Origin of the sequence: Zeimonas sediminis, from assembly GCF_023721795.1 — a bacterium.
GTDB lineage: Bacteria > Pseudomonadota > Gammaproteobacteria > Burkholderiales > Burkholderiaceae_E > Zeimonas > Zeimonas sediminis.
Genome location: NZ_JAMQYE010000001.1, coordinates 1,738,363 through 1,762,041, shown reverse-complemented (window position 1 = coordinate 1,762,041; position 23,679 = coordinate 1,738,363). Strand labels below are relative to the sequence as shown.

At 62.5% G+C, this 23,679-nt stretch carries 22 protein-coding genes; 19 read left to right on the top strand and 3 right to left on the bottom strand.

Annotated elements, in window-relative coordinates:
• Positions 1-36: 36 nt before the first annotated feature.
• From M6I34_RS08220 to M6I34_RS08210, 3 genes are all read right to left on the bottom strand, one after another.
• The gene (locus M6I34_RS08220; RefSeq protein WP_272485212.1) at positions 37-2,568 is read right to left on the bottom strand and encodes a phospholipase D-like domain-containing protein; all 2,532 of its coding nucleotides are present in this window, start codon (positions 2,566-2,568) and stop codon (positions 37-39) included.
• Complete coding sequence (locus M6I34_RS08215) at positions 2,561-4,210, bottom strand: hypothetical protein (protein ID WP_272485211.1); 1,650 nt, start codon at positions 4,208-4,210, stop codon at positions 2,561-2,563. Before M6I34_RS08215 ends, M6I34_RS08220 begins: the two co-directional genes overlap by 8 nt.
• A gap of 127 nt (positions 4,211-4,337) precedes the next feature.
• Complete coding sequence (locus M6I34_RS08210) at positions 4,338-5,924, bottom strand: EVE domain-containing protein (RefSeq protein WP_272485210.1); 1,587 nt, start codon at positions 5,922-5,924, stop codon at positions 4,338-4,340.
• A gap of 163 nt (positions 5,925-6,087) precedes the next feature.
• Here M6I34_RS08210 and M6I34_RS08205 point away from each other — a divergent pair, with 163 nt between their 5' ends.
• The 19 genes from M6I34_RS08205 (at position 6,088) to M6I34_RS08115 (ending at position 23,529) form a co-directional block, all read left to right on the top strand.
• Positions 6,088-6,477: a hypothetical protein gene (locus tag M6I34_RS08205; protein ID WP_272485209.1), complete on the top strand. Its 390-nt coding sequence runs from the start codon at positions 6,088-6,090 to the stop codon at positions 6,475-6,477.
• 72 nt (positions 6,478-6,549) lie between these two features.
• Complete coding sequence (locus M6I34_RS08200) at positions 6,550-6,924, top strand: hypothetical protein (RefSeq protein ID WP_272485208.1); 375 nt, start codon at positions 6,550-6,552, stop codon at positions 6,922-6,924.
• Positions 6,925-6,979: 55 nt separating this feature from the next.
• Positions 6,980-7,549, top strand: coding sequence for a hypothetical protein (locus M6I34_RS08195; protein WP_272485207.1), 570 nt, complete (start codon positions 6,980-6,982; stop codon positions 7,547-7,549).
• Positions 7,550-7,771: 222 nt separating this feature from the next.
• Positions 7,772-7,948 (top strand): hypothetical protein, encoded by a 177-nt coding sequence (locus M6I34_RS08190; protein WP_272485206.1) that lies wholly within the window; start codon positions 7,772-7,774, stop codon positions 7,946-7,948.
• Positions 7,949-7,950: 2 nt separating this feature from the next.
• Positions 7,951-8,118 carry a hypothetical protein gene (locus tag M6I34_RS08185; RefSeq protein WP_272485205.1) on the top strand — a complete coding sequence of 56 codons (168 nt, stop codon included), beginning with the start codon at positions 7,951-7,953 and terminating at the stop codon, positions 8,116-8,118.
• Positions 8,119-8,418: 300 nt separating this feature from the next.
• The gene (locus M6I34_RS08180) at positions 8,419-8,811 is read left to right on the top strand and encodes an antirestriction protein (RefSeq protein ID WP_272485204.1); all 393 of its coding nucleotides are present in this window, start codon (positions 8,419-8,421) and stop codon (positions 8,809-8,811) included.
• 368 nt (positions 8,812-9,179) lie between these two features.
• Entirely contained in the window at positions 9,180-11,024 is a 1,845-nt protein-coding gene (locus tag M6I34_RS08175; RefSeq protein WP_272485203.1) for an AAA family ATPase, read from the top strand.
• Positions 11,017-11,328 (top strand): hypothetical protein, encoded by a 312-nt coding sequence (locus M6I34_RS08170; protein ID WP_272485202.1) that lies wholly within the window; start codon positions 11,017-11,019, stop codon positions 11,326-11,328. Before M6I34_RS08175 ends, M6I34_RS08170 begins: the two co-directional genes overlap by 8 nt.
• 77 nt (positions 11,329-11,405) lie before the next feature.
• Positions 11,406-12,698, top strand: coding sequence for a site-specific integrase (locus M6I34_RS08165; protein ID WP_272485201.1), 1,293 nt, complete (start codon positions 11,406-11,408; stop codon positions 12,696-12,698).
• Between the two features lie 292 nt (positions 12,699-12,990).
• Positions 12,991-13,188, top strand: coding sequence for a hypothetical protein (locus M6I34_RS08160; RefSeq protein ID WP_272485200.1), 198 nt, complete (start codon positions 12,991-12,993; stop codon positions 13,186-13,188).
• A 50-nt stretch (positions 13,189-13,238) separates the two neighbouring features.
• The gene (locus M6I34_RS08155) at positions 13,239-14,147 is read left to right on the top strand and encodes a helix-turn-helix transcriptional regulator (RefSeq protein WP_272485199.1); all 909 of its coding nucleotides are present in this window, start codon (positions 13,239-13,241) and stop codon (positions 14,145-14,147) included.
• A 402-nt stretch (positions 14,148-14,549) separates the two neighbouring features.
• Positions 14,550-15,746, top strand: coding sequence for a hypothetical protein (locus tag M6I34_RS08150; RefSeq protein ID WP_272485198.1), 1,197 nt, complete (start codon positions 14,550-14,552; stop codon positions 15,744-15,746).
• Positions 15,747-15,857: 111 nt separating this feature from the next.
• A complete protein-coding gene (locus tag M6I34_RS08145; RefSeq protein ID WP_272485197.1) occupies positions 15,858-16,289 on the top strand; it encodes a helix-turn-helix transcriptional regulator in 432 nt (143 codons plus the stop codon).
• Between the two features lie 327 nt (positions 16,290-16,616).
• Positions 16,617-17,573, top strand: coding sequence for a tripartite tricarboxylate transporter substrate-binding protein (locus tag M6I34_RS08140; protein ID WP_272485196.1), 957 nt, complete (start codon positions 16,617-16,619; stop codon positions 17,571-17,573).
• Positions 17,574-17,589: 16 nt separating this feature from the next.
• Positions 17,590-18,327, top strand: coding sequence for an enoyl-CoA hydratase/isomerase family protein (locus M6I34_RS08135; protein ID WP_272485195.1), 738 nt, complete (start codon positions 17,590-17,592; stop codon positions 18,325-18,327).
• Positions 18,328-18,334: 7 nt separating this feature from the next.
• Positions 18,335-18,922: a peroxidase-related enzyme gene (locus tag M6I34_RS08130; protein WP_272485194.1), complete on the top strand. Its 588-nt coding sequence runs from the start codon at positions 18,335-18,337 to the stop codon at positions 18,920-18,922.
• Between the two features lie 7 nt (positions 18,923-18,929).
• Complete coding sequence (locus tag M6I34_RS08125; protein ID WP_272485193.1) at positions 18,930-20,621, top strand: AMP-binding protein; 1,692 nt, start codon at positions 18,930-18,932, stop codon at positions 20,619-20,621.
• 3 nt (positions 20,622-20,624) lie between these two features.
• Positions 20,625-21,389, top strand: coding sequence for an IclR family transcriptional regulator (locus M6I34_RS08120; RefSeq protein WP_272485192.1), 765 nt, complete (start codon positions 20,625-20,627; stop codon positions 21,387-21,389).
• Positions 21,390-21,393: 4 nt separating this feature from the next.
• Entirely contained in the window at positions 21,394-23,529 is a 2,136-nt protein-coding gene (locus M6I34_RS08115) for an acetate--CoA ligase family protein (RefSeq protein WP_272485191.1), read from the top strand.
• The last annotated feature ends 150 nt before the right edge of the window (positions 23,530-23,679 follow it).

Below are 23,679 nucleotides of genomic sequence, written 5' to 3'. Positions count from 1 at the left end.
AACCTTTGCGTGCGGGAATTTGCGGGTATGTGTTAGCTAGGCGGGCGCGACAGCGACGACCCGGTCGCGCGAGAAACTCCGCTTCTTGTCGTAGTCCCAGAAGTCGACCATGCCTTCGGTGACTGCAAGGACGATACGGGGTTCCTCCACGACGCCGGGGACACGGCAATACCCTCCGACTTGAAGGACATCATCGCTGCAAACGCCTCGTGCCCATGCGGCGCCGTATTGCAGATGGCTCTGCAGCCACTTGCTTGCGCGGAGCGAGGCTTCAGGGGTTTGGCGCACCGTTCGGGAAATGCTCTGCTCGAGTTCGGCCCGGGCGGCAGCGTCCTCCGCAATTGGGGGCAGCAGTTTCAAGAACGTCGCGTTGGCGCGGAGCTTGGCCTGCTGCTCGCTAGTATCCCAGTGTCGCCCGATCTGCTCCGTCAGCTCCTCGCCCAGATCCCAGGCCAACCAAACAAGCAGAACCCTCAATTGGGCGCCCTCCTCGGTATCGACGTCGCCGCTGTCGAGCTCCGCGAGCATGCGTGAAGATGAACCAAGGAGGTACGTCAGGGATTCGTCCAGGAGGTATCGACGATCCTTCTCTTCCACCAGTAGCTGACCTGTAGCCTTCCAGCGCGGCGTCTTGTCGAGGTGTCGCAGCTCACGCACGAGCGCAAGGACGGCGATGAGCTGCAGGAGCGATGATGCTCTGCGGGAGTGATCGGAACTAGCTAACCGGAGTTGATCCACCATCCGCCGGGTCAATGCTCGGGCCCGGCGACAAACTGCACGGGCAACATCAGAGTCGCTCAGGCTCGTCGGTGGAAGGATCGGCTCGGCAGGTCGTTCCACTTCGCTTCCCTCCGTGCCAACTAGTCCTTCTTCAGTGAGCCCGCTGGCGTCGACCCCGGGGGGCGGGCGGTCCAACCCCTCTTTGAGGTGGTGCAGCAGGACGTCGAGTAAGTACGCAAGGTCGCCAGACTTCAAGAGGCGAATCTTCTTCTTCTCTTTCGGCAAATCGGCTGTGCTGACGGCAAGCGATTCAGGCCCCGGGGTTTTGGGTTTGTCCGGGTGCTTCGCCTTGGCCTCCCGAAGGACCGCCTCCATCTCCTTCTGCGTCTCATCCGAAAAGATGACGCGCTCTACCGACGCGATAACCTTGGAGATGTCCCCCTCGGATGAGCCGAGGCCGCTCAGCGCGGTCCGAATCTGATGTTGTCGCGAGGATTGCGAGGACGCGGATACTAGCTCCGGATGATGAATCATGGCGCGAGCGACCAAGGCGCCGTTCGCGTAGAGCAGGCAGGATCGGACGCGCGCGATGTCGTCCGCGAACACGATGATCAGATCGTCTTCGATTGCCTGTGGGCTGCCAATCTCACCGAGCGTTTCCATGCTGGCGTTGAACAAGATGACAAGATCGACTTTCGCCTTGCTGCCTCGTCTGCCGATGCGTATCTCGCTGGATTGACCGCTTGCGATCCCAGTCCACAGGGGAACCGGCGCAGAGTCAGTCGAAGGAATCTCCGTGGCGCTCCGTATCGCGATGCCTTTGAATAGGCTAGGGTCCAACTTATCCAGATCAAAGATGCCGAGTAAGCCGAGCGACTCGGCGGCCTCGTGCGCGTCGCGACCGAGCCGCAGTAGGACAGCCTCCACGTTGCTCGATGTGGGTGGTCCCATCCAAGCAGGCCGACTCGGGTTCGCGCTACCACTTACAAAGGCGCCGCTATCGCCGCCCGAATCGAACCAAAGCATCTTGGCGTGCATGTAACGATGCTGCTCTGGCCACAACTTCCGGACGTCCACGTAGCAGGTCGAGCCGCTGGGCGGAGCCGCAAGCATTTGCACTGAGTCCGGATCGACGCCCACAACAACTTGCGCTTTCGGCCAGCGCTTACCGACCGCATCGATAAAGCCAAACTCCTTGTCGAAGAAGGCGCCAACTATCGCGATGCGGCGTACGTCGAATGAGATGCTGTCGGAAATCTGATCGAACAGCGGCGGCCCGAGAGGAGTGTGAGTCAGAGCAAAGGCGCGTTTTGACCGCTCAGCATTGACGACGAGAGGACTGATGAAATTGGCGAGCGCGAGGGCAGCCCCAATCATATGGTCAGAGGTCTTCCCGCGCTCCATCTCGATCCATTGACTCGCCATCCGCCATGCGTCTGCCAGCAATGCCCCGCCCTCTGTGTCTTTGGGGCCGCTCACCTCAATCCAGTTGGTGACCTCGCGGTTAAAGCCGAACCCGGAGAGGGTCAGATTGTGGCTCCCGATCAAGACTGAGGCTTTCTTGGGGCCGACAAGGATGCACAGCTTCGGATGAAAGGCTCCTGGTGCGCCGATCGGTAGCAGGGTATAGGCGTGACCGGCCAGCCTCGGCCTTGTCATTTCGCTGGACCACGAAATGGCGCACTGAGAGCGATCCATTAGCACAACGTTGTGACGGCATCCTGCTCCCACGAGTTTTCGTAGGAGAACCTCCTCGTAGAACGGCAGGGTAGCGTTGAACGTTGTGAGCAGTGACGCCTCGTAGCCACCGCGTTTGATGACATCGAGGATTGAAACGGGTTCAAACACTCGATTCCGCCATCAGCGATATCCCGAGGCTCGATGGCCTGGTCTGGCGGCTCGGCGGTGACGCGTCGCGAGTTAGAGCACCAATATCGCGCAGAATCTGAACCGCCTGACGGAAGCGCGGAGTGGTCGCAGCCGGTGGCGGTATTTCGCCAACAACTTCCAGGCCGCGCTCGGAAGGTCGCAGGTGGAAGGTCGACCGCCCAGAGTGCCTCAGCTTGCGCAGCGCAACTCGCAGATGTGTACTAAGGCACCACGTAACGAGATCGGCGATGAACGCCGAAAAATTCATGGGTCGCCACGCTGCAACCCGGGCTCTAAAACTCGCCAAGTTGATCGGATAGTCAGCGAGCGCTTCGGGTGGCATGGCGACATCGCCGTAAGGCGGTAGAGAGGCGTCGTCGCGGCAGGCCAACAAGGCCAGGACGGTCACCGCTCGTCTGAGCATCCCCTGGAGATCGTCGCCTTGAGGCCAGGCGGCCAACATTCGGAGCGCAACCTGTACCTCATGCTCCTCATGTTCCCAGAAGTCGACGGGGGGCATGGACTTGGTGAGCTGGTCTAGGAAATCGCCCATCAAATTGGCGTTCAGGCTTCGGGCGACGGCCGAAACAGGCATGCTCTTGGAGAAGGCTTCAGCGAAGGATTCGATCGACCCATGGGCGATCCTCTGAGCGGCGTCTTGGGTGTCCAGTTCACGAAGCGACAACCCAAATATCGTCTGACAAGCCACAGACAGCAGATCGTTTCGTTGATATACCGTCCAACAGGCCAGTGTGTGGCGCAATGCCTCGGGCACCGTCCAGGGGGTGCGCCCTGGCAGCGCTCCCGAATACGTGCATGCCCGAAAAACTGATTCCGTTAGGTCATGATCCTTTGGGAGCGAACGGGCCAGATGCAGAATGAGCCCAAGTGAGCGTCTGCGCTGAAGCCCTTCTTGTGCGTGAGAGTTGGTTCGATCGAAAAATAGATCGACAAGCGTATTGCGCTCATCGGCGCTGCGAGGCAGCTGGCACGCACACAGGTCACTTAAGGAGTCAAGGTCTTCAGCCGTGACGCTGTCGCTCTCGACCACCTGCCAGAACCGGTTGGCGTTGATATGCGACTCCACCTGCTGAGCTAGAGGTGCGCCCAACTCCTTCGTGTACTTGATCCACGGCTTGGTAGAGGCATCCATCAGCTGCAGTTCGCTCAAGGTCCCCGCGTAATACTGGGAAAGACCGCCTAACGGATTCTTGAAATAGCGCTGAGGCGACTCTTGCGATGTGTATTTCGAAAGGACCATGGGCTCGCCCTTCTCCAGGCGATCCAGTGCCGGCGTCAGTTGGTTTCTCCCGACCATCGCGACGCCGTGTCGCTCGTTGATGCCGTCGGTCTTTCGGGCGTGACGCTCGGAGATAAGTGTGAACAGGCAATCTGCGCGACGGAAGAACTCCACGAATCGCGCCTCGTCGTCTTTGGCGTACCGTTGGTCAAATGACCAAATCAGCCAGGGATAGAACGAGTAATAACGCGCGCGATCGGTGACGTTGGTGATCCCAGGCAGCAACTGACCGTAGACCAAGATGCACGGAGCTTGTGTGCCGAGATGATCGAGACCGCCGATCGCTTGCGGTGGTGAAACCCAGGCTGTTTCAACCTTCATTCAGCAGCCTCCGAGCGAGAACGAATCCGAGCCTGTGATTGACCTCGGGAGAGGCGCCTGCCAACCGAGGAAGCGTCTCAATCTGCAGTGATTCCTAATCGCAGAACATGGGTTCAGAGTTGCCAGGTCAGCCATTGCGCCGCCCGAGCAACTCACGAAGGCGGCCGACGCTTTTTTCCTCCAGAGGAACAGGCTGATCCGTCAGGGCGCGGCTCTGGCTCGGGAACGACATTTCGTACACCCAGATCCCTTCGGGCGCAGCGACAGCGAACCGGGTGCATCGGAGTCTGCCCGCGTAGGACTCCGCTTGAAGCATCGCCTGCTCCAACTCCGCCGAGTTTCGGATCGATCGCTTGCTTTCGATCACAATTGCGACGTCTGAGCCCAGGGGCCCTTTGTAGCCCACGATGTCAGCGCGGGCGAGGATGGGGCGGCCGGAACCAACCTTGATCGGCATCTCGATTTGCCGATCCAATGACTTCCCGAGCTGCCAACCGAGCCGACCGAGGAGTGGAAGCAGGACGGTGTCTTCGAAGTCCTTCTCCGTCATCTCCCCTGGGGATGTGCGCAACAGACGGACGCCAGTGGCCGAGGCTGCATAGGCAGATAGCAGTGCTCCCGCGTTGGCGTCCTTGGCGGCGACCATCTCCTGCAGTCGCTTCCAGTACTCGTCTGGGATTGCATGCTTCATTAGCCCCTGAAACTGCATTTTGACCATCGCCCAGTTCTTGAGAATTGGATCACTTCGCATTTCCGCGAAGGTGATGTACGGAAGGGGCAGCTTCTCCCCGATCTCCGTCCACACACCGGTCCAATATTGATTGAGCGGGTCGCGGTAGGCGTCTGCCATGCAGCGATAGACGCCGACGATCGCAGATCTCGGAGCGCGACAGTACATCAGTAACAAGTCGCCGTACTTTGCTCTTGGGTTCGCCGACCAAACCTCTCGATCCGTTGGCTGATGTGCGTCGACCGATGCGTAGTTTTCGGGGCCGGCGGCTGTTAGCCAAATTCTTGGGGGCGGATCCGTCGGGAATGGGCGCTGCTCAGGCAAGAGCCGCGGCCCTAGGTCGTAGACGAGGGCCCAAACCTGCCAGGGTTCAAGCTTGTGTTTCTGGAGATAGTCACTAACAGCGTAAGAGATGTTGATTAAGACGCTTGCTGTCAGATGCTGCTCGCCGTCGTCGTATTCAATCCCCGCCGCCCGGAACTGCGCTTTCAGGCGCGGATAAGGCAAATCGGTGTCAACGGGAAAGCAGGCGAGCGGCGCCCAGTTGTGAACGATCGCAGTCGCGAGCTTCGGGCCAAGGAGGAGCGTGAGCCCCTCAAGAACGTACTCGTTCGTCGTGCCATTTCCATTGAGTTCGTTTAGGAAATGCACGAGCGCGCCAGTGTCAAAGATCCCAAGTTCAAGGCTCGCACTCTGCAACTCTTCCGTGCTCTCCTTTGGCAAGTGCAGCATCCTCCCGAGGTTTCGCAAGACCGCCTTCGTGAGATCGCGCAATGACGCGCCCTCGGGGAGCGGTTCCATCGGCTCGGCGGGGGGAAGGTCTTGGGCCGCCGAACTCCCCGATCTCTTCTTGCTCGGCGCCTTGGCTTCAATGCCGCTCAGGGCCGCGCGTTTCGAGGCGGCAGGGAAAAGCAGGTCGTACCGCTGTTTCACCGCGGAGCGATCAGCTTCGAAATAGGTCCGGATGAGTCCTTCCGAGATCATTCGTGTCTCCCCCTGTGCGGCAGCGTTCTCCGCCCACCCACGCATTGCTTCAAGGCCAGCCGGTCCAGGTCGGTCGGTGTTTGCTTTCCCTCTAGGAGTTTTCCGACAAGGCAATTCCGGGTCAAGCCTGGCCCATTCCAATACGACAAACGGAGGTCAATACATGCTCGTTTTGCATGATCCCGAAGTCCCCGCGGCCTTTCCCGACATCCTCCCGATCGCCCAGCAGCGCATCGCCGACATGACCGACGGCGAGGACTACGACCCGGACCTTCACGGCCCCGTCGTCGTGGTCGAGCCAGGCGACACCGTTGAGCAGCTGGAGCAGGCACTCGGCTGCGTAATCCTCCGGGACCCCTGGGACGGCACCCGCTTCGGCGACGACGGGTTCACCCCGGGCTTTGAAATCCTGGAGGAGCACCCCGGGTTCTACGAGCTTGTGATCGTCCCCGGCGACGGTGACTTCGGCATCGTCATCTTCATCCCCAAGCAGGACGGCATCAGCGCCGAGCTGCTCAACTTCTGCGAGACCTATGCGACCGCTGCACCCTAAGCCGCCACGACCCCTCTCCCTTAACCCCTGAGCGCCACCCATCGAGGTGGCGTTCTCATTTCCGGAGACCGAATGCAACAACCCCTTGATGCCCTGGTGGCTGACCTTGTGACGCGCCTGGACGAGAACGATCGGGAGTGGTTCGAGGAGCGCGCCGGGATCGTCGAGTTCGACGCCGGTCATTCCCGCGTGGATGCCGAGCGCCTGGCCCTCCTGATGCTGCTGCAGCGACACCCCGGGGCGCTGCTTGGCGTGACCGCGCTGCAGATGACCTTGGGCGGTGAGACCCGTTGGGCACTGACCGCCGACGTCGAACGTGCGCAGCTTCAGTTGGCTGAGCTTGGCGCAGTCGATGTGCGCATGGTCGACCTGGCGGATGTCCTGCGTGCACACCCGGGGGCCATAAGTTTCATCGAGCCACTGCGCAAATCCGACCACCTTATTTGAAGGGAACCCCTGTGAAGGGCTTCGCGATCCATCCCATCAACCTGAAGGAGTGACCATGAAGAAGGACAAGACTGCAACCGCAGTGCTCGAAGGCGAGGTGCGTGTCCTTGCTGTGGAGACCTGCCCGTCGATCACCCGGAAGTCGAAGCTGACCTATCACGTCGGCATCCTGGGTTCGGAGATCCAGCTGAAGATCCACGCCAACTCGGGCGGGGGCTTCTTCAGCGAAGAGTGGGTGCCGCTGTCGGACATCGTCGAGCGCCTGCCGCCTGCCGGGCCGTTCACCTCGCGCGTGCTGAACACGCTGTTCACCGGCAAGTCCACGAACACCCCGGGCTTCCTGATGGCGGTGCTCAGGAACGAGGGCCTGGTGCAGCCGTCGACGTCCAAACGCCGCTGCTGGGAGCTCGGCAACGTCGTGGCCTTCGAGAAGCAGGTCGAGGCGATGATGGACACGCCGCTGAGCCCGAAGAAGAAGCTGCCGGCCGGTGCAGCGAAGAAGCCTGCGGCGGCATTGCCTAAGCCGACTGCCGCCAAGCCTGCCAAGGCCTCGAAGCCGGGCGCCACCACCAAGCCGGGCACCACAAAACCTGTCCCGGCGGGGAAGCCTCGCGCCAGGAAGTAGCGCTTCCTTCCGGCTGGCACTCCCAGCTAGTCAGTGTCCGCTGGTGCTGGCGCTTGGAGTTTCCATAGTCCTTGAACGGTAACGGGTTTCCGGCTTTGCAATGAAGCCGAAAAGCAATACCGACCCTATACCGACCCCCCTTTCCCTGTCCCTCTCCCGTCTCACGCGTCGTGCCCTTCCTGGACGCGCCCCTCTCCCTATCACCCCAACCCGGAGGTCTGCTTGACGCTGATCGCTCTCAGCCTGTCCGTCCTCGCGCTCGCCAGCCTGGCCTTCGGCCTTCTGGACTGGGCGCTTCTCGCCTTGGCTGCGCTGCTGTTCTGGGTGCAGCCGATTCCGATGCTCGTCGTCCTTGCCCTTTGCCTCACGGCCTGGGTCTTCAACAACCGAAGGAGATAGCCATGCTCGACCTTGACCACCTGGACTTCCAGGACCGCCTTCCCGATGCGATCGCAGCGGTGCTGGCCCTCGATGTCCCTGATGCGCTGTTCGCCGGTGCGGTGAACGATCGCGCGCTGCAGCTTGCGCGTATCCCCGCGGACGAGGCGGCCGACCGCTTCGCGCACTAGCACCACCCGCCACGCGGCATCGACGCAATGTCGGTCGCGATGTTCTCACCACGGCAGGTCATGTAGGCCCCGCAGTTCGCCGTTCCCAGCAGTACCCACGAAGCACCCCCCGCAGCACCCACGAAGTACCCCCGCAGCACACCGCAGTTCCTTCCGCTTCACCCCTCCCGACTGTTCCCCCGATTCGATCACGCGATCCGCTTTGCTGCGGAGGCGATGTCACGTGGATAGGGAGCAGGGGAGGGCAACCCATTCAATCAAGGAGAAATCACGATGCAAGCGAGCCCGGCAATAGCAGTTATGGCCCTCGACGAGGGTCAGCGTGTCCGTCACCCGGCGGCGCTGTTCGGCGTGCAGTTCCCGATGTGCCTGGAGCCGGTCATCTTCACGATGGCCGAGCAGTTGTCGCCGGACTACACCGGTGGCCTCTGGGCGATGTACGCGCTGAGCAACGGTGCGTTCTACATGGCGCCGGAGTCCGAGCAGGCGATGCGCGTGGTCAGCCCGAACGGCTTCGACGGCGCGATGTCGGCCGATGCGCTGGGCATCACGGCGTGCCTTTATGCCTATAGCCACCTGTCGTTCGGTGGGCCCGAGGTCTTCGCCGAGACCTGTGCGCGGCAGTACCACCTGTTGCGGGAGCTCATGTTCGAGCACGCGGAGGCTGGGGCGATCCTGCAGGCGATCGACTGACGCCCGGCGGCGGGCTGGGAAACTGAAAACCTGAAAACCTGGGCTCGCGCTGGACCGGGCGATGTCGCCGTTGGCGGCGCACCGAGTCGGCCGGGCCAGGTTCGCAGGTTTTCAGATTTTCGGGGGCGCGGGCCGTCGCAGCGGCGGCGGGGAAGCTGTCGCCTCGGCACTGGCAGCAGCGCGCGCCGCACTTGACGACGGCCCCGGGGGCGCGGGTAAACTGAGGCCTGCCGACGCGGCGAGCACTCGGACCTGACCGACGCCGCGGCGAGCAACTTCTTCGGCACCCTAGTCTCATTATTCCGCAAGTGCGGGCTGACCGGTCAGGACTCCGGCGGCATTCAAGAACCTGCACTTGTGGAGTAGCCATGACGAGCAACCTCGTCGGCTCCGGGTCGGGCATTGCGCCGATCGACCCGAGTCTTACCCTTTCCCCCGCTTCAGCCGCGCCGGCCTTCGAGTCTCGCGCCGAAGCTGCCCTGCGCTGGCTCGGCGCGGGCTTTAGTGTGATCCCTATTGGCCGTGGTGAGCTGAGCACCGGGGGTGCGTCGGCTTGGCTCGATCAACTGTCGGCTGATGCGGTCGACGCATATTGGCGCGAGCACCCCGATCACGACTTCGGCGTCGTCCTCAGCGACGAGTTGGTTGTGTTCGAGGTGAGTTCCCTCGATGCGCAGCGCGCCCTCGATGCGATTGAAGAGGCGCACGGCATCACCCCCACCATGATCGACGGCGGTTCCACTGGCATTCGCCACTGGTTTCGATGTTCACCCGGTTCGCGCCCGACGTCCGACTGGTTGAGTGAACAGTCACGGCCTCCCCTCCATATTGGGATTGCGGCTGCGGGTGTCATCTTGTCGCTGCCCCCCAGCGAGGGGCGAGGGCTCCTCGGGGCAGGGCCGCAGACTCTCGCGGATCTGGCCGAGGTGGGGCAGGACTTGATCGCCGCGATCATCGAGCACAACCGCCGATTGGCATCGGGAGTTCGCCCGCCAGTCGATGTCACGCCCTGCCCGATGATCGCCCCGGTGCAGATCGTCGAGGCAACGGGCGTGGAGCCGGGTAATGTTTGGGCCGCTGTCGAGCCGCCGTTCGCGCCGGTCGACGACATGGCCCTCGGCGAGGACGGCAAGCAGTGCGCCCCTGATCGGCCCCGCCCGACGGCACTCGATAAGTTTTCGTTGCGAGGCCGGGCTGGCGAGGTTGAACGCAACGCTGTCGAACAGATCCCGCTGCTCGGGAGGATCGCGATGGTCGGCCAGTTCACGGCGATCTACGCGCCACCGAACGGCGGCAAGACGCTGCTTACGTTGCACCTCCTGAGGGAGGCCACCCGCCTGGGCCGAGTCGATCCAGCCCGCGTGTACTACATCAACGTTGACGATCACGCTCAGGGCCTGCTGGAAAAGCTGCGGATCGCGGACGAGTGCGGCTTCCACCTGCTCGTCGACGGCTATCGCGAATTCAGTTCGACCAACTTCCTGGACACGCTGCGCGTGATGACCGCTGAGGACCAGGCGCGAGGTGTTGTGGTCATCCTCGACACGCTCAAGAAGTTCACCGACCTGATGGACAAATCGCGGGCCAGTGCGTTCATGAAGGTCGCCCGACAATTTATCGTGAAGGGCGGCACCATCGTCGGGTTGGCCCACACCAACAAGTACCTGGGCTCTGACGGGAAGCCAGTGTTTGCCGGCACGACCGATGTCCGGGACGATGCCGACTGCGTGCACATCTTGCGACCGCTTGATTCATCGCCCGGCGACACCGAGCGGGTCGTGGAGCTTGAAAACATCAAGCGCCGCGGGAACGTCGCGCTCAAAGCCGCGTATCGGTATTGCATCGAACCCGACATTTCCTACGACGAGCTCCTCGCCTCGGTCGAGGAGGTTGATCAGTCGGAGTTGCTGACCCTGAAGCGGACCGAGGCCGAGCGCAGCGACGCCGACCTCATCGCCCACGTGCAGGCGTGCGTTCGCGAGGGCATCGACACGAAGATGCGCCTGGCCGATGCCGTGGCCGAGCGCGCGGGTGTGAGCAAGCGCCAGGCGGTCCGCATCCTTGAGGCCTACACGGGCGCTGACCCCGCCCGACACCGGTGGCAGTTCGTCGTTCGCGAGCGTGGGGCGAAGGTCTTCGCGCTGCTCGGCGAGGCTGGGCCGGCGACCGAGGCCCCGGAGACGGACCAGGCAGGAGGGTGCGGCGATGTGTAATCGACCCCCGCGCGGCGCTGCGACCGGCGGCGACTGGCTTGAGCTCGGCGGCCGCTTTGGCCGGGTCCACCGGCGGCTCTACGAGGCGGTGCGTCGGCAGGTGGAGGCCATGATCCCGATGCTCGAACCGGGCAAGGCGTATACCGCCCGGCAGATCTGCGGCGAGGCCTTCTGGGCATGCCTTGGGACCCTGGCGGCGAGGCGGGTCGGCATGTGCCTGCGCGATCTGGTCGATCGCGGCTCGGTCGCCCTGGTGCCCGTGAAGCGCAAGTACAACTACCCGAAGTATTACAGGCTCAAGTGAGCGCCCCGGGGCGGTCGGTTTCGCGCTGCGCGTGCCCGCCGCTCCGTCCCCCATTTTTTCGAACTCAAGGAGGCGCCATGCCTGTTATCAAACTGACGGCCGAGTTCATCGCCGGCCAGCTGCAGTGCCCGTCCGGCAAGACACGCATTGAATACTGCGATAGCGACGTCCCCGGCCTGTACGTCGAGGTGCGCGCGACGGCCCCTGGCCAAGGGACGTACTACCTTCGATACAAGGACGCGACTGGCAAGACATGTCACCAGAAAATCGGCCGCACGGTCGAGATTGCCCTGCTCGACGCCCGTAAGAAGGCCAGGCAGCTTAAGGCCGAGATCGCCCTGGGGGCTGACCCTCGCGGCCAGGTCAAGGCCCAAAAGGCTGTCATCACCTGGGACGAGTTCTTTGAAGCTCACTATCTACCCTATGTGAAGCCCCGAAAGCGCAGTTGGGCACGTGACGAGCAGCTTCATCGCCTGCGCATTCAGCCGAAGTTCGGCGGGCGACGGCTTAACCAAATCTCGCGCCACGAGATTCAGCAATTTCACACCAGCCTGCTCGATGATGGCCTGTCCCCGGCATCGGCCGATCACCACCTTCGGCTGATTAAGCGATGCTTCAATTTGGCGGTGTCCTGGGACCTGGTCGACAAGAACCCGGCTGAGCGTATTCCGCTGCTGCGCGTCGACAACCAGGTCGAGAACTACCTGAACGCAGAGCAGCTCGCGGCCCTGTTGGAAGTCCTCCGAACCGATAGCGCCCGCGGTGTTTGCCAGATCGCGCTGTTCTTGCTGTCGACCGGGGCAAGGCTTAGCGAGGCGCTTACGGCCACCTGGGACCAGATCGATCGGGCCAACCGCGTTTGGCGCATCCCGGCGACGAACTCCAAGTCCAAGCGCATGCGCTCGGTGCCGCTGAACGACAGTGCGCTGGAGGTCCTCGATGAGGTCGAGACCGAGGGCAAGTTCGAGCACGTCTTCATCAATCACCGCTGGAAGAACGAAGACGGCTCGATGGGCAGGCCCTACACCACAATCCATAAGGTCTGGGAGAAGCTGCGCAAGGAGGCGGGTCTGCCGCACCTTCGGGTCCATGACCTCCGGCATCAGTACGCCTCGCTGTTGGTCAACGCGGGCCGGAGCCTGTATGAGGTTCAGCAGGTCCTCGGCCACAGCGATCCGTCGGTGACCACCCGCTATGCGCACCTGAGCTCGAAGTCGCTGCAGGACGCCGCCAACAGTGCGTCCGTCATCATCAAGGCCTCGATGAAGGTGCCGCAGGCCGAGGGCATGCCTGCCGACCCGATGCCCCCGGGTGAGGGCGGGGCGGACGGGCAGCAGCCGCGGCCGGGGGTGCCCGCTCAGGTGGCGTAGTGGGCCCGAGGGGCGTCGTTCGGGGCGGGGGATGGCGACCCCATGCCTCGTCCCGGCGGCGCGCCTGCGGGCCAGGTCGGGCGACGGTCGGGCGGGGGTGGCCCCGGGGCTGGGGCGCTGAAGGTCTGGCGAACTGAAATCCTGAAAACCTGACGCGCTCGCCGACGTTACGCCTGCCCTCTCTAGGTAGCGGGATCTACCCCCGGTTCGGGGACCCCCTGAAGAAACGACATCACCTGTCGCGCTGCCACGGCAACCTGACTGCCCACCCGTCATCCACCAGGAGAACCCCATGTTCTGGATCGCTGTGTTGTTCGGCTTCTCGGCCCTGTTCTTCACACAGTTCGGCGCGATGTCCGTCACCGTGAAACTGCTGTCCTACGCGCTCTTCGTGATCGTGATGGCGGCCACGGTGCTCGGGATCGTATTCTTGATCCGCAAGTTCTGGCCGATCCGGAATCGGCCGGGCAGACTGCGCAAGCTGCCCTGACCAATGCGGCACTCGACCGTCATCTGCGGGGCAACAGGGGGATCATGCTCTTGGACCAACGTAATCACGACACGCTCGTCTATCGGCTGGCCCAGATCCTGGTCAAGCTCAACCAGGGCGAGAGCCTCGATCCGGGCGACCTCGCGGCCGAGTTCGGCGTCAACCTCCGGACCATCCAGCGCGACCTGAACGAACGCTTCGCCTACCTGCCGATCACGAAGGTCAATGGACGCTATCGGTTAGACGCCACCTTCCTCGGCAAGCTCAGCACACGGGACATTGAACGCTTCGCCTCGCTGGCCGGCGTCCGGGGTCTGTTTCCGTCGTTCTCGGACGACTTCCTGCGGGACATCTTCGACAGCCAGATCCAGTCGGCGCTGCTGGTGAAGGGGCACAACTATGAGGACCTCTCGGGAAAGGAGGCCCAGTTCCGCGAGTTGGAGCGAGCGATCGTCGGGCATCGGCGAGTCGGCTTTCGCTACCTGAAGGGCGAAGTCTCGAAGGCCTATCGCGACCTCGAGCCGTACAAGCTGCTGAACCTCAAGGGCATCTGGTACCTGGCCGCCCGCGACGCGGGCAAGTTGAAGACCTTCGCCTTCACCCGGATCGACGGTCTGCTGGTGTCGGAGGATGCGTTCGAGCCCGATCCGTCGGTGGACGAGACGCTGGCGAAAGAAGACGGCATCTGGTTCACCGAGGACCGGACCGAGATCGTGCTGAAGATCTCCAGCGAGGTCTCGGGCTATTTCAAGCGCCGCAAGTTGATCGCCAACCAGGTCATCCAGATGGAGTTGGGCGACGGCGGCCTGATCGTGTCCGCCGTCGTGGGGCATCCAAACCAGATCGTGCCCGTGGTGCGGTACTGGATTCCGTACATACGCATCATCAGTCCGGACGGGTTGCAGGCGGAGATGGAAAGGGGGCTGGCCGATTATCTGACCGCGCCGAAGGTGCGTTGACCTGACGCCTCCGACCGCCGGCTTTGCCGCCGCTACCTGATGGAACCCGTGGAGAACTTCATATGCGAACTGCCTGTCTCTCGGCTCTTCTAGTGGGCCTGCTGGCCGGGTGTGCCTCGGCCTACACCGAGCCGACGTCGGTCAGTGACACGATGTACTGGCCGAATCAGGTGATCAAGATCTATGACGAGAAAGGAAATCGAACGGGGACGGCTGTGATTCGGAAATGACGATTGCTCGGGGGCCGCTGCCGTCTGGGGCGGGATTCCACGGGCTGGCCTCGGCAGAGCAGGTGGGGCGGTTATCCGGGGCCGTTTCGTATTTCATTATTTGAATGATTGGCGGCGCCATTCTCGGTCGTAGACTGCGTAAGCCGGAAAACATACAAAGAGGAGACGAGCGATGCTCTCGGAGTTGGGGTTGACAGTGGCCCGGGAAATTCCTGGGCATCTCGCCGTAGGCCTGTTGAACGGGAGCCTCACTGCCCACGGTGGGGTCGTTCGCAATGGCTTAGGGCAGATCGTGGCCCACTTGGCGCAGCCGGCGGGTGCAGCGTCGTTGGCGTCTCTGATACCTGGCGCCGCCGCTCTGACCACTGCGGTTGGACCGGCTGCTGCCATGGCCCTTCCGGCTATGGCTGCCGTCGGCTCGGTCGTCAATGTTGGGCAGATGTACATGCTGAGCCGAGACGTTCAGGTGTTGCAGCAGACGGTCGACAAGGTCCTTTCGCTGTCGATGGCGACCACGGCGCTCTCAGGCCTGGGGCTTGTCACGTCGATAGCAGGCTTCGCGTATCTGAGCCAACGGCTTAGCAAGATAGACGCCAAGCTCAATGCCCTACAAAAGCAAGTCGCGAAAATTCGGGCGCTCATTCAGAGCCAGCAGAGAGCCCAGCTCCTGGCAGCGATCGATTATCTTCGGCAGGCAGAAACGGCCCAGGATGAGCGGGTGCGACACGATCTCCTGATGCAGGCTAAGTCGACGTTCACCATGCTCACGCACTACTACCGAGACTTGTGGGCAGATGCGGAGAGCATTGGCGAGGTCGAGGGGGTTGACGAGTATTTCGCCTTGTCCTTCATGGGCGCGGCCCTTGCGACCAATGAACTGGGAATGCGAGAGGCGGCGCACGAAGAATTGATGCGGAACTACGAGGCTTGGCGAACGCTGGCTCGTCGGCATTGCGGCCGACTGATGCTCGGCGATGATCCCCAGCGGTTGCTCGACGCCAGCCTTGTAAACGAGTTGCCGACCCGCGAACTCGTTGCGACTCTCGACTTCGTGAATGGGACCAATAAGGGTATTGATTGGCTGGATGACCTCCGCACGCAAGCGACCTCGGTGGGCAGCAAGGCTTTCTCTGCCCTTCCTGGGCGAGTCCAACGAATGTTCCCCTCCAAGGAAGAGAAGCCGGCAATCGAATTGGCCAGTCGGCTGCGCGCACGAGACGTGGTCCTGAATGCTGACAGTGCGCATTTCGGCTTTCTGGCCGAGAAGAAGCTGTCGGCTAGCGGGTTTGCCTCAGCCGTTAACCGGGCGCTCGTCGAGCAGGGGAACGTGCCCGTTTGCATTACCGGAGTGCCGCAGGCGACTGCCTAGGCTGTTTGCGGCGTAGGGTGCACAGACATCTTTGCCCGAGTTGAGTTCTTTGATTGCGGCGCTTGTTGCCTGGTGCCCATAATGCCCCTTCGCTACGTCGAAGGTGCATGCATGCCAAACATCGCGAAGGCCCTGAGAGAAGAGATCACGCGTCTTGCCCGAAAGGAGATCCGGGCAAGTCTGCTGAAGTCGAAGAGCGCCTTGGCGCTGCAGCATCGGGAGATCGCGAAGCTCAAGGCGGAAGTGATCGCACTCAAGCGCCAGGTGGGGGTACTGGAGCGAGGGGTGAAGAGAGATGAGAAAGGGACGCCGGCAGGATCCGCTCCAAAGCAGGTTCGGTTCGTTCCGAAGGGCCTTGCGCCAACGCGCAAGCGCCTTGGGCTTTCGGCTGCCGCTCTGGCGAAAATGATGGGCGTATCGACCCAGACAATCTACAACTGGGAGCGAGGGGTGACGAAGCCACGCCCTGAGCAGGTGGAGAAGCTGGCGAGCTTGCGAGGCGTTGGGAAGCGCGAAGTTCAAGCCCGGCTGGCAACTGTGTGAAGCGCTTGCGCTTTCCGAGGTTTGGCGACTCCCCTCTGTGCCCCCGGGCATCGTGTAGCTGGCTGTCGACATAAGACCGTTCGAAGTACGACCATGCCAAGGCTAAGTAGTAGGTCCAGAGGGTCTCGTCCCGCTAGGGGTTGAGAGCACTGTGACGCGCTGACTCGACAGGCCGGGGCGCCCGGCAAGCGTCGGCTTCTTCCGATCAGCCTGTGCTGCAGGTTAGTGTTCCAAATTTTCACGTTGCCATCCCGAGTCATCGGCGGCCAAACTGCGCCCGTCGTTTGATGGAACGGCGTTCCAGAATCAGGACGTGGAGACAACGTGATGAAAAACTTTCTTTCCCGAGCATTCGCCGGCGTCTTGCTCGCCGCTGCTTGCGGCACAGCGATGGCTTTCCCGACCAAGCCGGTGACGATCGTGGTGCCGGCACCTCCGGGAGGCACAGCGGACACTGTCGTTCGAACGATCAGCGCGCACCTGAGCACCTCGCTCGGGCAGCCGGTCATCGTTGAGAACCGGGCTGGCGGAAGCGGCTCGATCGCCTCACGCTCGGTAGCCGGTGCTGCACCCGACGGCTATACCCTTCTGATGAACTACACCAGCCATGCGATCAATCCCTGGTTGATGCAGAACCTTCCCTATGACAGCGAGAAGAGCTTTGCGGCAGTGGCGTTTCTCGGAAAAGTTCCCCTGTTGCTTGCCGTGCCGGCTGGAGGACACCAGGACGTAGGCGAGCTGATCAACGATGCCCGCAAGAACCCGGGCAAGCTTAGCTACGGCTCGTCCGCAACAGGCGGAGCTTCGCATCTCGGCGGCGAACTGTTCTCCCAGCTGACAGGGGGGAAGCTCGTCTTGGTGCCGTACAAAGGCGGCGCCGCGGCGGCTACCGATCTTGCCGCTGGGAGAATCGACATGCTCCTCGACAGCCAGCTCGCACTTAAGGGGATGCAGCAGGCCGGAAAGATCCGATTCCTGGGGGTCGCGAGCGAGCAGGTGTCGGCGGTCTTTCCGGATCTCGCGCCGGTCGGGCGCATTCTGCCGGGCTTCGAGGCCACGGCATGGTTCGGTGTGATGGCCCCCGCGGGCACCCCCGCAGATGTGATCGAGCGGCTCAATGTCGGCATCAACAACGCACTGTCTGATCCGGAGATCAAGCGACAGTTGATCGAGCGTGGCTTCGAACCGGAGGCGATGGCGCCGGGGCAGTGGGGGGCGTTCCTCGCGCGTGAAACGGCGCGCTGGGGCGAGCTGATCCAGAAGGCTGACCTGAAGAGTCAATGAACCCGAGCCTCAGAAAATGTCGATCCTCTACGAAAACGTGGGCGCGGTGGCGCGCATCATCATCGACAGGCCGGAGGCCCACAATGCCTTCGACGACGCGATGGTAACGGCGCTGTGCGAAGCGTGGCGCAGGTTCGAGGCAAGCGAGCAGCGCGTGGCGGTGGTGACGGGTGGACGGTCCAAACACTTCACCGTTGGCGCGGATCTGAAAGCCATGCCCGCAGATGTATGGCAAGGAGTTCCCGGCGTTGCCGTGCCGGTGTCGAAGCCGGTCATTGCCGCAGTGCAGGGCTACGCCGTGGGAGTCGGCATGGCTCTGGTACAGGCCGCGGACCTTTGCATCGCGGCCGACGATGCCCAGATGCTTTACTCCGAGCCTCGCGTCGGATTGGCATACGGATTGATCAGCGGCCTGGCGGCGCGGATACCTCACAAGCTCGCTATGGAGGTGATGCTCAGGGCGAAGCCGGTGCCCGCGCAGCGCGCCTTGTCGATGGGGCTCGTCAATGCTGTCGTTCCATCGCCTGAGCTCGTGGACACCGCGATGCAGTATGCAACTGACATCGCCGATGCTGCCCCGCTTGTTGTTCGTTGGCTGAAAGAGAGTGTCGATCATCATGTCCTGCCGGACAGCCCAACGGTGCATGCTCTTCGAACGATGGAGCGCGTTCGCGAGATGATCGAGAGCCGCGATTTCGCGGAAGGAAAGGACGCCTTCGTCTCCCGAAGGGCGCCGAAATTCACTGGGAGTTGACCCGATCATGCCAAACCGTCCCCAACCCAGTACGGTCACTGCGCTTGCGCTTCCGGATATTGACGCGGACACCATGCCGGCGGACTTGCTTGCGTACTTCGCCAAGTGCGAGGCGAAGCTTGGATTCGTCCCCAACGTCCTGGTCGCGCATGCTTTCGATCCGTCCAAGCTTCGGCTTTTCGCCGACTTCTACAACAACGTGATGCTGGCGGACTCGGAGTTGACGCGACTCGAGAGAGAGATGATCGCGACAACGGTTTCGGCGCGTAACCGCTGCCACTATTGCCTGGTTTCTCACGGGCAGGCGGTAAGGGAGCTTTCCGGGGACCCGCTGCTTGGTGAGGCTCTCGTCATGAACCACCGGATCGCCGATCTGACGCCGGCGCAGCGGACGATGCTCGCTTTCTGCGTGCGTCTGAGCGACAAGCCCGAGGAGGTTGGCGAAGACGACAGGCAGGCGCTTCGGAATGTGGGTTATAGCGACCGGGCAATCTGGGACATCGTCGCGACTGCCTCGTTCTATGCGATGTCTAACCGCCTCGCGATCGGCACGGGAATGCATGCTAATCGTGAGTATCACGCGCGCGCACGGTAGGGACGAAATGAGCGAGCCGAGTTCGATGTCGTTGCCGAGTCATGTTCAGGGGCGAACTGACGTTCCCCTGATCGAGGAGCCGATCGGCTTGTTCCTCGATCGAACATGCCAGGAATACGGTGAACGCGACGCGCTCATCTGCCCAGCTCAAGGGCTGTGGCTCTCATATCGTGAGTTGCTCGTGCAGGTCGATGCGGTCGGCCGCGGATTGCTCGCGATCGGTCTCAAGAAGGGAGACCGCATCGGGATCTGGTCAGCGAATCGTGCGGAATGGGTGCTCCTGCTACTCGCCGCGGGCCGAATCGGCTTGATACTCGTGACAATCAATCCGGCGTATCGAGAACCGGAGGCGCTGCATGCTCTGAGGCTGTCTGGCTGTCGCGCCGTCGTTGCGCAGCGAGCTCACAAGGGCTCGAACTACTATCAAATGCTAGCGTCGCTTACCCAGGGAGCCGAGAGCGCTCGACTCCCCCAGCTGGAGAGAGTCGTCGCACTCGATGACATTCCCGCCATTTCGCCGGGATGGATGACGTGGGCGGCGCTGCTTGCAGCCGGAACTTCGGTGTCGGAGCGCGCGCTCCGTGAAGCGATCGAGGCGACCGACGCCGCCGAGCCGGTCAATATCCAGTTCACCAGTGGCACAACGGGAGCGCCGAAGGGGGCGACCCTTTCGCATCGGAACATCCTGAACAACGGCTTCTTCGTCGGGGAGACGCTGAGATTCTCGCCGGAGGATCGACTCTGCCTGTGCGTCCCCCTCTACCACTGCTTCGGTCTGGTCATGGGTGTGCTGGGTGCCCTGACGCATGGTGCCGCCGTAGTTCTATCGGGCGAAGGGTTCGATCCGGTCGCCGTGCTGGACACCGCGGAGGCGGAAAACTGTACGGCCCTTTACGGTGTGCCGACCATGTTCATCGCACTGCTGGAGGAGCAAGGCAATAAGCCACGCCACCTGGCGAGCCTGAGGACCGGAATCATGGCCGGGGCGCCGTGCCCTGAGGCGATCATGCGCCGGGTTATGCGGGAGCTGGGGATGACCGAGGTCACGATCTGTTACGGAATGACCGAGACGAGCCCTGTGAGCTTCCAGACGCAGATCGACGCGCCAGTTTCCCTCCGGGCCGAGACAGTTGGAACGGTTCACCCTCACGTCGAAGTGAAGGTGGTCGACTCCCTTGGACGCACAGTCTCCAGAGGCGAAACGGGGGAGCTGCTGACCCGAGGGTACAGCGTGATGATCGGGTACTGGGGCGATGCGGACCGCACCAGCGAGGCCGTCGACGCGAACGGCTGGATGCACACGGGCGACCTCGCTTCGATTGACGAAGCCGGCTACTGCCGCGTTGTCGGACGAATCAAGGACATGCTCATTCGTGGTGGGGAGAACATCTACCCGCGCGAGATAGAGGAACTGCTGTTTCAGCATGAGGCCGTCGCCGAGGTCCAGGTCTTCGGCGTCCCTGACGAGCGCTACGGCGAGGAAGTATGTGCCTGGATTCGCAAGAAGCCCGGTGCGAATCTGGATGCCGATTCTCTGAGGCAATGGTGCCGGGAGCGAATGGCTCATTACAAGGTGCCTCGCCATGTGGAGTTTGTGGAGTCATTTCCGATGACGGTGACCGGGAAGGCACAGAAGCATCTGATGCGCGAGGAAATGGCACGGCGTCTTCCGAGGGGCGGCGATCGCCAAGGGCGCTAGAAGATGGAAAAGTCGCTCGTCAAGTCCCTGAGGGTCATGGAGATGCTCGCGCTGAGCGAAGCGCCCAGGGGTGTTTCGGATCTTGCACGTGACCTCGGATACCAGAAGAGCAACGTGCACCGCATCCTGACAACGCTGGTCGATCAGGGCTACGTGGTGAGATTCGACGTGGGGCCGGTCTATCAGCTCAACTACAAGATGTTTGAGATTGGCTCACGCGTCGTATCACGCTTGCGCCTGTCCGAGGTCGCGAGGCCGTTCCTGCAGCGCATCGTTCGCGCAACCGGTGAGTCGGCGCACATCATGATTTATCACAACGCCGAGATCATCTATCTGGACAAGATCGAGAACAACGCACCGATCCGTGCAAGCTCGGAGCCCGGCCTTCGAGCGCCGGCGTACTGCGTTGCAAGCGGGAAGGCCTTGCTGGCTTACCAGCCGGATGATGAAGTGCGGCGCGTTCTGCGACGAGTAAAGACGCATACCCCGTCTACGATCACGGATCCCGATCGCTTGCGCGACGAGATCCAGGCCGTGCACGCGTCCGGCTACGCGATAAATCGGGATGGCTGGCGCGAGGGCGTCTCAGGCGCGGCCGCGCCAGTACTTGTTGGACGTTCGCATGCCATCGCGGCGCTGGCGATCCTCGGGCCATCGGACCGCATGACAGAGGCGCGTCTACACGACGCCGGAAAGTTTCTTTCCGGAATAGCAAAGGAACTTTCTCGAAAGTTGGGCTATGACCCCGACGGCACGGGACTGGGCTGACATCATGACGCACCAACTCGAAAGGCTCTTCCGCCCCAGGCGCATTGCAGTCGTCGGCGCCTGCCCGAACGATCCCACGCGGATGGGAACCCGAACCCTGCAGGATCTCGTTCACTCCGGGTGGGTTGGCGAAATATATCCAGTCAGCTCTCGTTACCCGGAGTTGTATGGCTTGCCTGTATATCGATCACTGCGGGATTTGCCGGCATCGCCAGATGTCGTGCTCGCGAGAACTCCTTCTGCGGGCATCGAGTCCCTGGTAGATGATGCAATCGCCGCCGGTGCAGGCTTTCTCGTCGTTCTCGCGGCGGGCTTCGCGGAGTCTGGCGCAACCGGGGCGGCTACCCAGCGCAAAGTCGTCGAGCGAGCCCGGACGAATGGGCTGAGAATTGTAGGGCCGCAATCGATAGGGCTGATCAACTGCACGGAGGGGCTGCCCATGTCTCTGTCGCAGCTGACGGAGCGCTTCGTGGTCCGAGGCGGTCAGGTCGCCCTGCTTACGCAGAGCGGGGCGATGGCCATCTCGCTTGCCGTGCGCGGACAGGTAGAGGTTGGGCTGGAGTTCAGCTGCGTGGGGACGTTCGGGAACTCGGCCGATGTCACCCCGGTGGAGGCGATGGAGTGGTTGGCCGAAGATCCGAGCACGCACGTCATAGGCCTGTATCTCGAAGGGCTGGACGATGGTCAGCGATTCGCGAAGGCCGCGATGAAGTGCCGGGCCGCCGGGAAGCGGATCGCGGTCTTGCGCTCCGGGCTTTCGAACCGTGGCGCGGAAGCCGTGGCGTCGCACACGGCGTCGATGAGCGGGGACGCAGACGCTTTCCGCGCGCTGTGCCGGCAACTCGGGGTCGTCCTGTGCTCGTCGTCGGAGCACTTCCTGTGGACGCTGAAGGCGCTGACGGGCCGAGTGCCCGACGGTGAGCCGAGAGTTGCATATGCGAGCATTTCAGGAGGGGCCTGTGCTCTGTGGGCGGATCACTCTGAGCGGCTGGGGTTGTCGATGCCGAAGCTCGATGCGACGCAACGCGACCTGCTCGGTAAGCAACTGCCTGGTTTCCTGTCCCCCTCCAATCCGCTGGACATGGGGCCCGCTGTATTCGACGCGGCGAGCTTCGAGTCCTCATTGCGCGGCCTGATTTCCAACCCCGCATTCAACCACCTGGTGGTCTACATGTTCACGAGTTCGCCGACCCTGATGGGCGGACTCGAGAAGATCTCCATCATGGAGCGGATGGCGGACGAGATCGATTGTCCGATCTGGGTGATCTGGGAAGCGGCAACCGATGCCGAGTGGGCGGCGCTCAGTCGGAGTCGATCGTTGGTCGCGTTTCGTGATCTCGGGCAGGCGGGCGAAGCCCTTGCAGCGATGTCCAGGGCGTCCGCGAAGCCGCGCTTCGAGGGGCGGGATGGCAACGAGTTCAGTGATGCGGATGCGGGCGTGTCGCTAGCTACGGAAGCCGCGGTGAAGGCTTGGTTGCGGGAGAAGGGAGCTGATATCCCCCGCGGGTCGGTCTGCACCGATGCGGAGGCCGCTGTAGTGGCCGCGACTGCCGTCGGCGGTCGACTCGTTCTCAAGATCGTGTCACCCGACGTGCCTCACAAGAGCGAAGTCGGTGGCGTCGTGCCTTGCAGTGCCGAGCCAGGCGAGGTGGTGGCCGCATTTCATCAGATCTTGTCCGATGTTTTCCGACACAGGCCAGAGGCGAAGATCGACGGGGTCCTGGTCGAGGAGCGCTTATCCGCCGAAGGAGTCGAGCTGTTCGTGACGGTTCGCCGTGATCCACTGATGGGGCTTGTCACCGTTGTCGGTCGCGGCGGAGTGCAGATCGAGGTGGATCGGGACTATGCGGTGCACATTGGCCGGCTTTCTAGCGGAGATCTGGGCCTAGTGCTTGCCGACTTGCGCTGCGCGTCGTTGTTCGGACCGTTCAGAGGTCGCCCAGCTTTGGCGATCTCCGAACTCGCACGTGCGGTCGAGATCCTGCAGGAAGCGGTGATGGACGCGGGACTCGACGAAATCGAGATCAACCCTTTGCTGCTGACGCCGCATAAGGCGTGGATCCTTGACGCGTTGGTGACTCGGCGGTCGGCGATGCCGATGCCTGCAATGGTCATCGAGCGTGCGCCGCAGCCGGCTTGAGAACGGATTGATGCCCTGGTGTCGGTGCCCCATCTCGCCGAGCCCCGGCATGGCTGTTCTGTCGGGGCGAACTAGACAAGGCGGACGAACGGGGGCGACGTGTGCTCAGAGAGGTGAGCCGGGCCCGCGGTTCGGAATCGGTTCGGTCCG

Coding starts and splice junctions, on each gene's coding strand:
- M6I34_RS08215 (WP_272485211.1), bottom strand. CDS start 4,210: ATGAAGGTTGAAACAGCCTGGGTTTCACCACCGCAAGCGATCGGCGGT.
- M6I34_RS08210 (WP_272485210.1), bottom strand. CDS start 5,924: ATGATCTCGGAAGGACTCATCCGGACCTATTTCGAAGCTGATCGCTCC.
- M6I34_RS08205 (WP_272485209.1), top strand. CDS start 6,088: ATGCTCGTTTTGCATGATCCCGAAGTCCCCGCGGCCTTTCCCGACATC.
- M6I34_RS08200 (WP_272485208.1), top strand. CDS start 6,550: ATGCAACAACCCCTTGATGCCCTGGTGGCTGACCTTGTGACGCGCCTG.
- M6I34_RS08195 (WP_272485207.1), top strand. CDS start 6,980: ATGAAGAAGGACAAGACTGCAACCGCAGTGCTCGAAGGCGAGGTGCGT.
- M6I34_RS08185 (WP_272485205.1), top strand. CDS start 7,951: ATGCTCGACCTTGACCACCTGGACTTCCAGGACCGCCTTCCCGATGCG.
- M6I34_RS08180 (WP_272485204.1), top strand. CDS start 8,419: ATGGCCCTCGACGAGGGTCAGCGTGTCCGTCACCCGGCGGCGCTGTTC.
- M6I34_RS08175 (WP_272485203.1), top strand. CDS start 9,180: ATGACGAGCAACCTCGTCGGCTCCGGGTCGGGCATTGCGCCGATCGAC.
- M6I34_RS08170 (WP_272485202.1), top strand. CDS start 11,017: ATGTGTAATCGACCCCCGCGCGGCGCTGCGACCGGCGGCGACTGGCTT.
- M6I34_RS08165 (WP_272485201.1), top strand. CDS start 11,406: ATGCCTGTTATCAAACTGACGGCCGAGTTCATCGCCGGCCAGCTGCAG.
- M6I34_RS08160 (WP_272485200.1), top strand. CDS start 12,991: ATGTTCTGGATCGCTGTGTTGTTCGGCTTCTCGGCCCTGTTCTTCACA.
- M6I34_RS08150 (WP_272485198.1), top strand. CDS start 14,550: ATGCTCTCGGAGTTGGGGTTGACAGTGGCCCGGGAAATTCCTGGGCAT.
- M6I34_RS08145 (WP_272485197.1), top strand. CDS start 15,858: ATGCCAAACATCGCGAAGGCCCTGAGAGAAGAGATCACGCGTCTTGCC.
- M6I34_RS08140 (WP_272485196.1), top strand. CDS start 16,617: ATGAAAAACTTTCTTTCCCGAGCATTCGCCGGCGTCTTGCTCGCCGCT.
- M6I34_RS08135 (WP_272485195.1), top strand. CDS start 17,590: ATGTCGATCCTCTACGAAAACGTGGGCGCGGTGGCGCGCATCATCATC.
- M6I34_RS08130 (WP_272485194.1), top strand. CDS start 18,335: ATGCCAAACCGTCCCCAACCCAGTACGGTCACTGCGCTTGCGCTTCCG.
- M6I34_RS08125 (WP_272485193.1), top strand. CDS start 18,930: ATGAGCGAGCCGAGTTCGATGTCGTTGCCGAGTCATGTTCAGGGGCGA.
- M6I34_RS08120 (WP_272485192.1), top strand. CDS start 20,625: ATGGAAAAGTCGCTCGTCAAGTCCCTGAGGGTCATGGAGATGCTCGCG.
- M6I34_RS08115 (WP_272485191.1), top strand. CDS start 21,394: ATGACGCACCAACTCGAAAGGCTCTTCCGCCCCAGGCGCATTGCAGTC.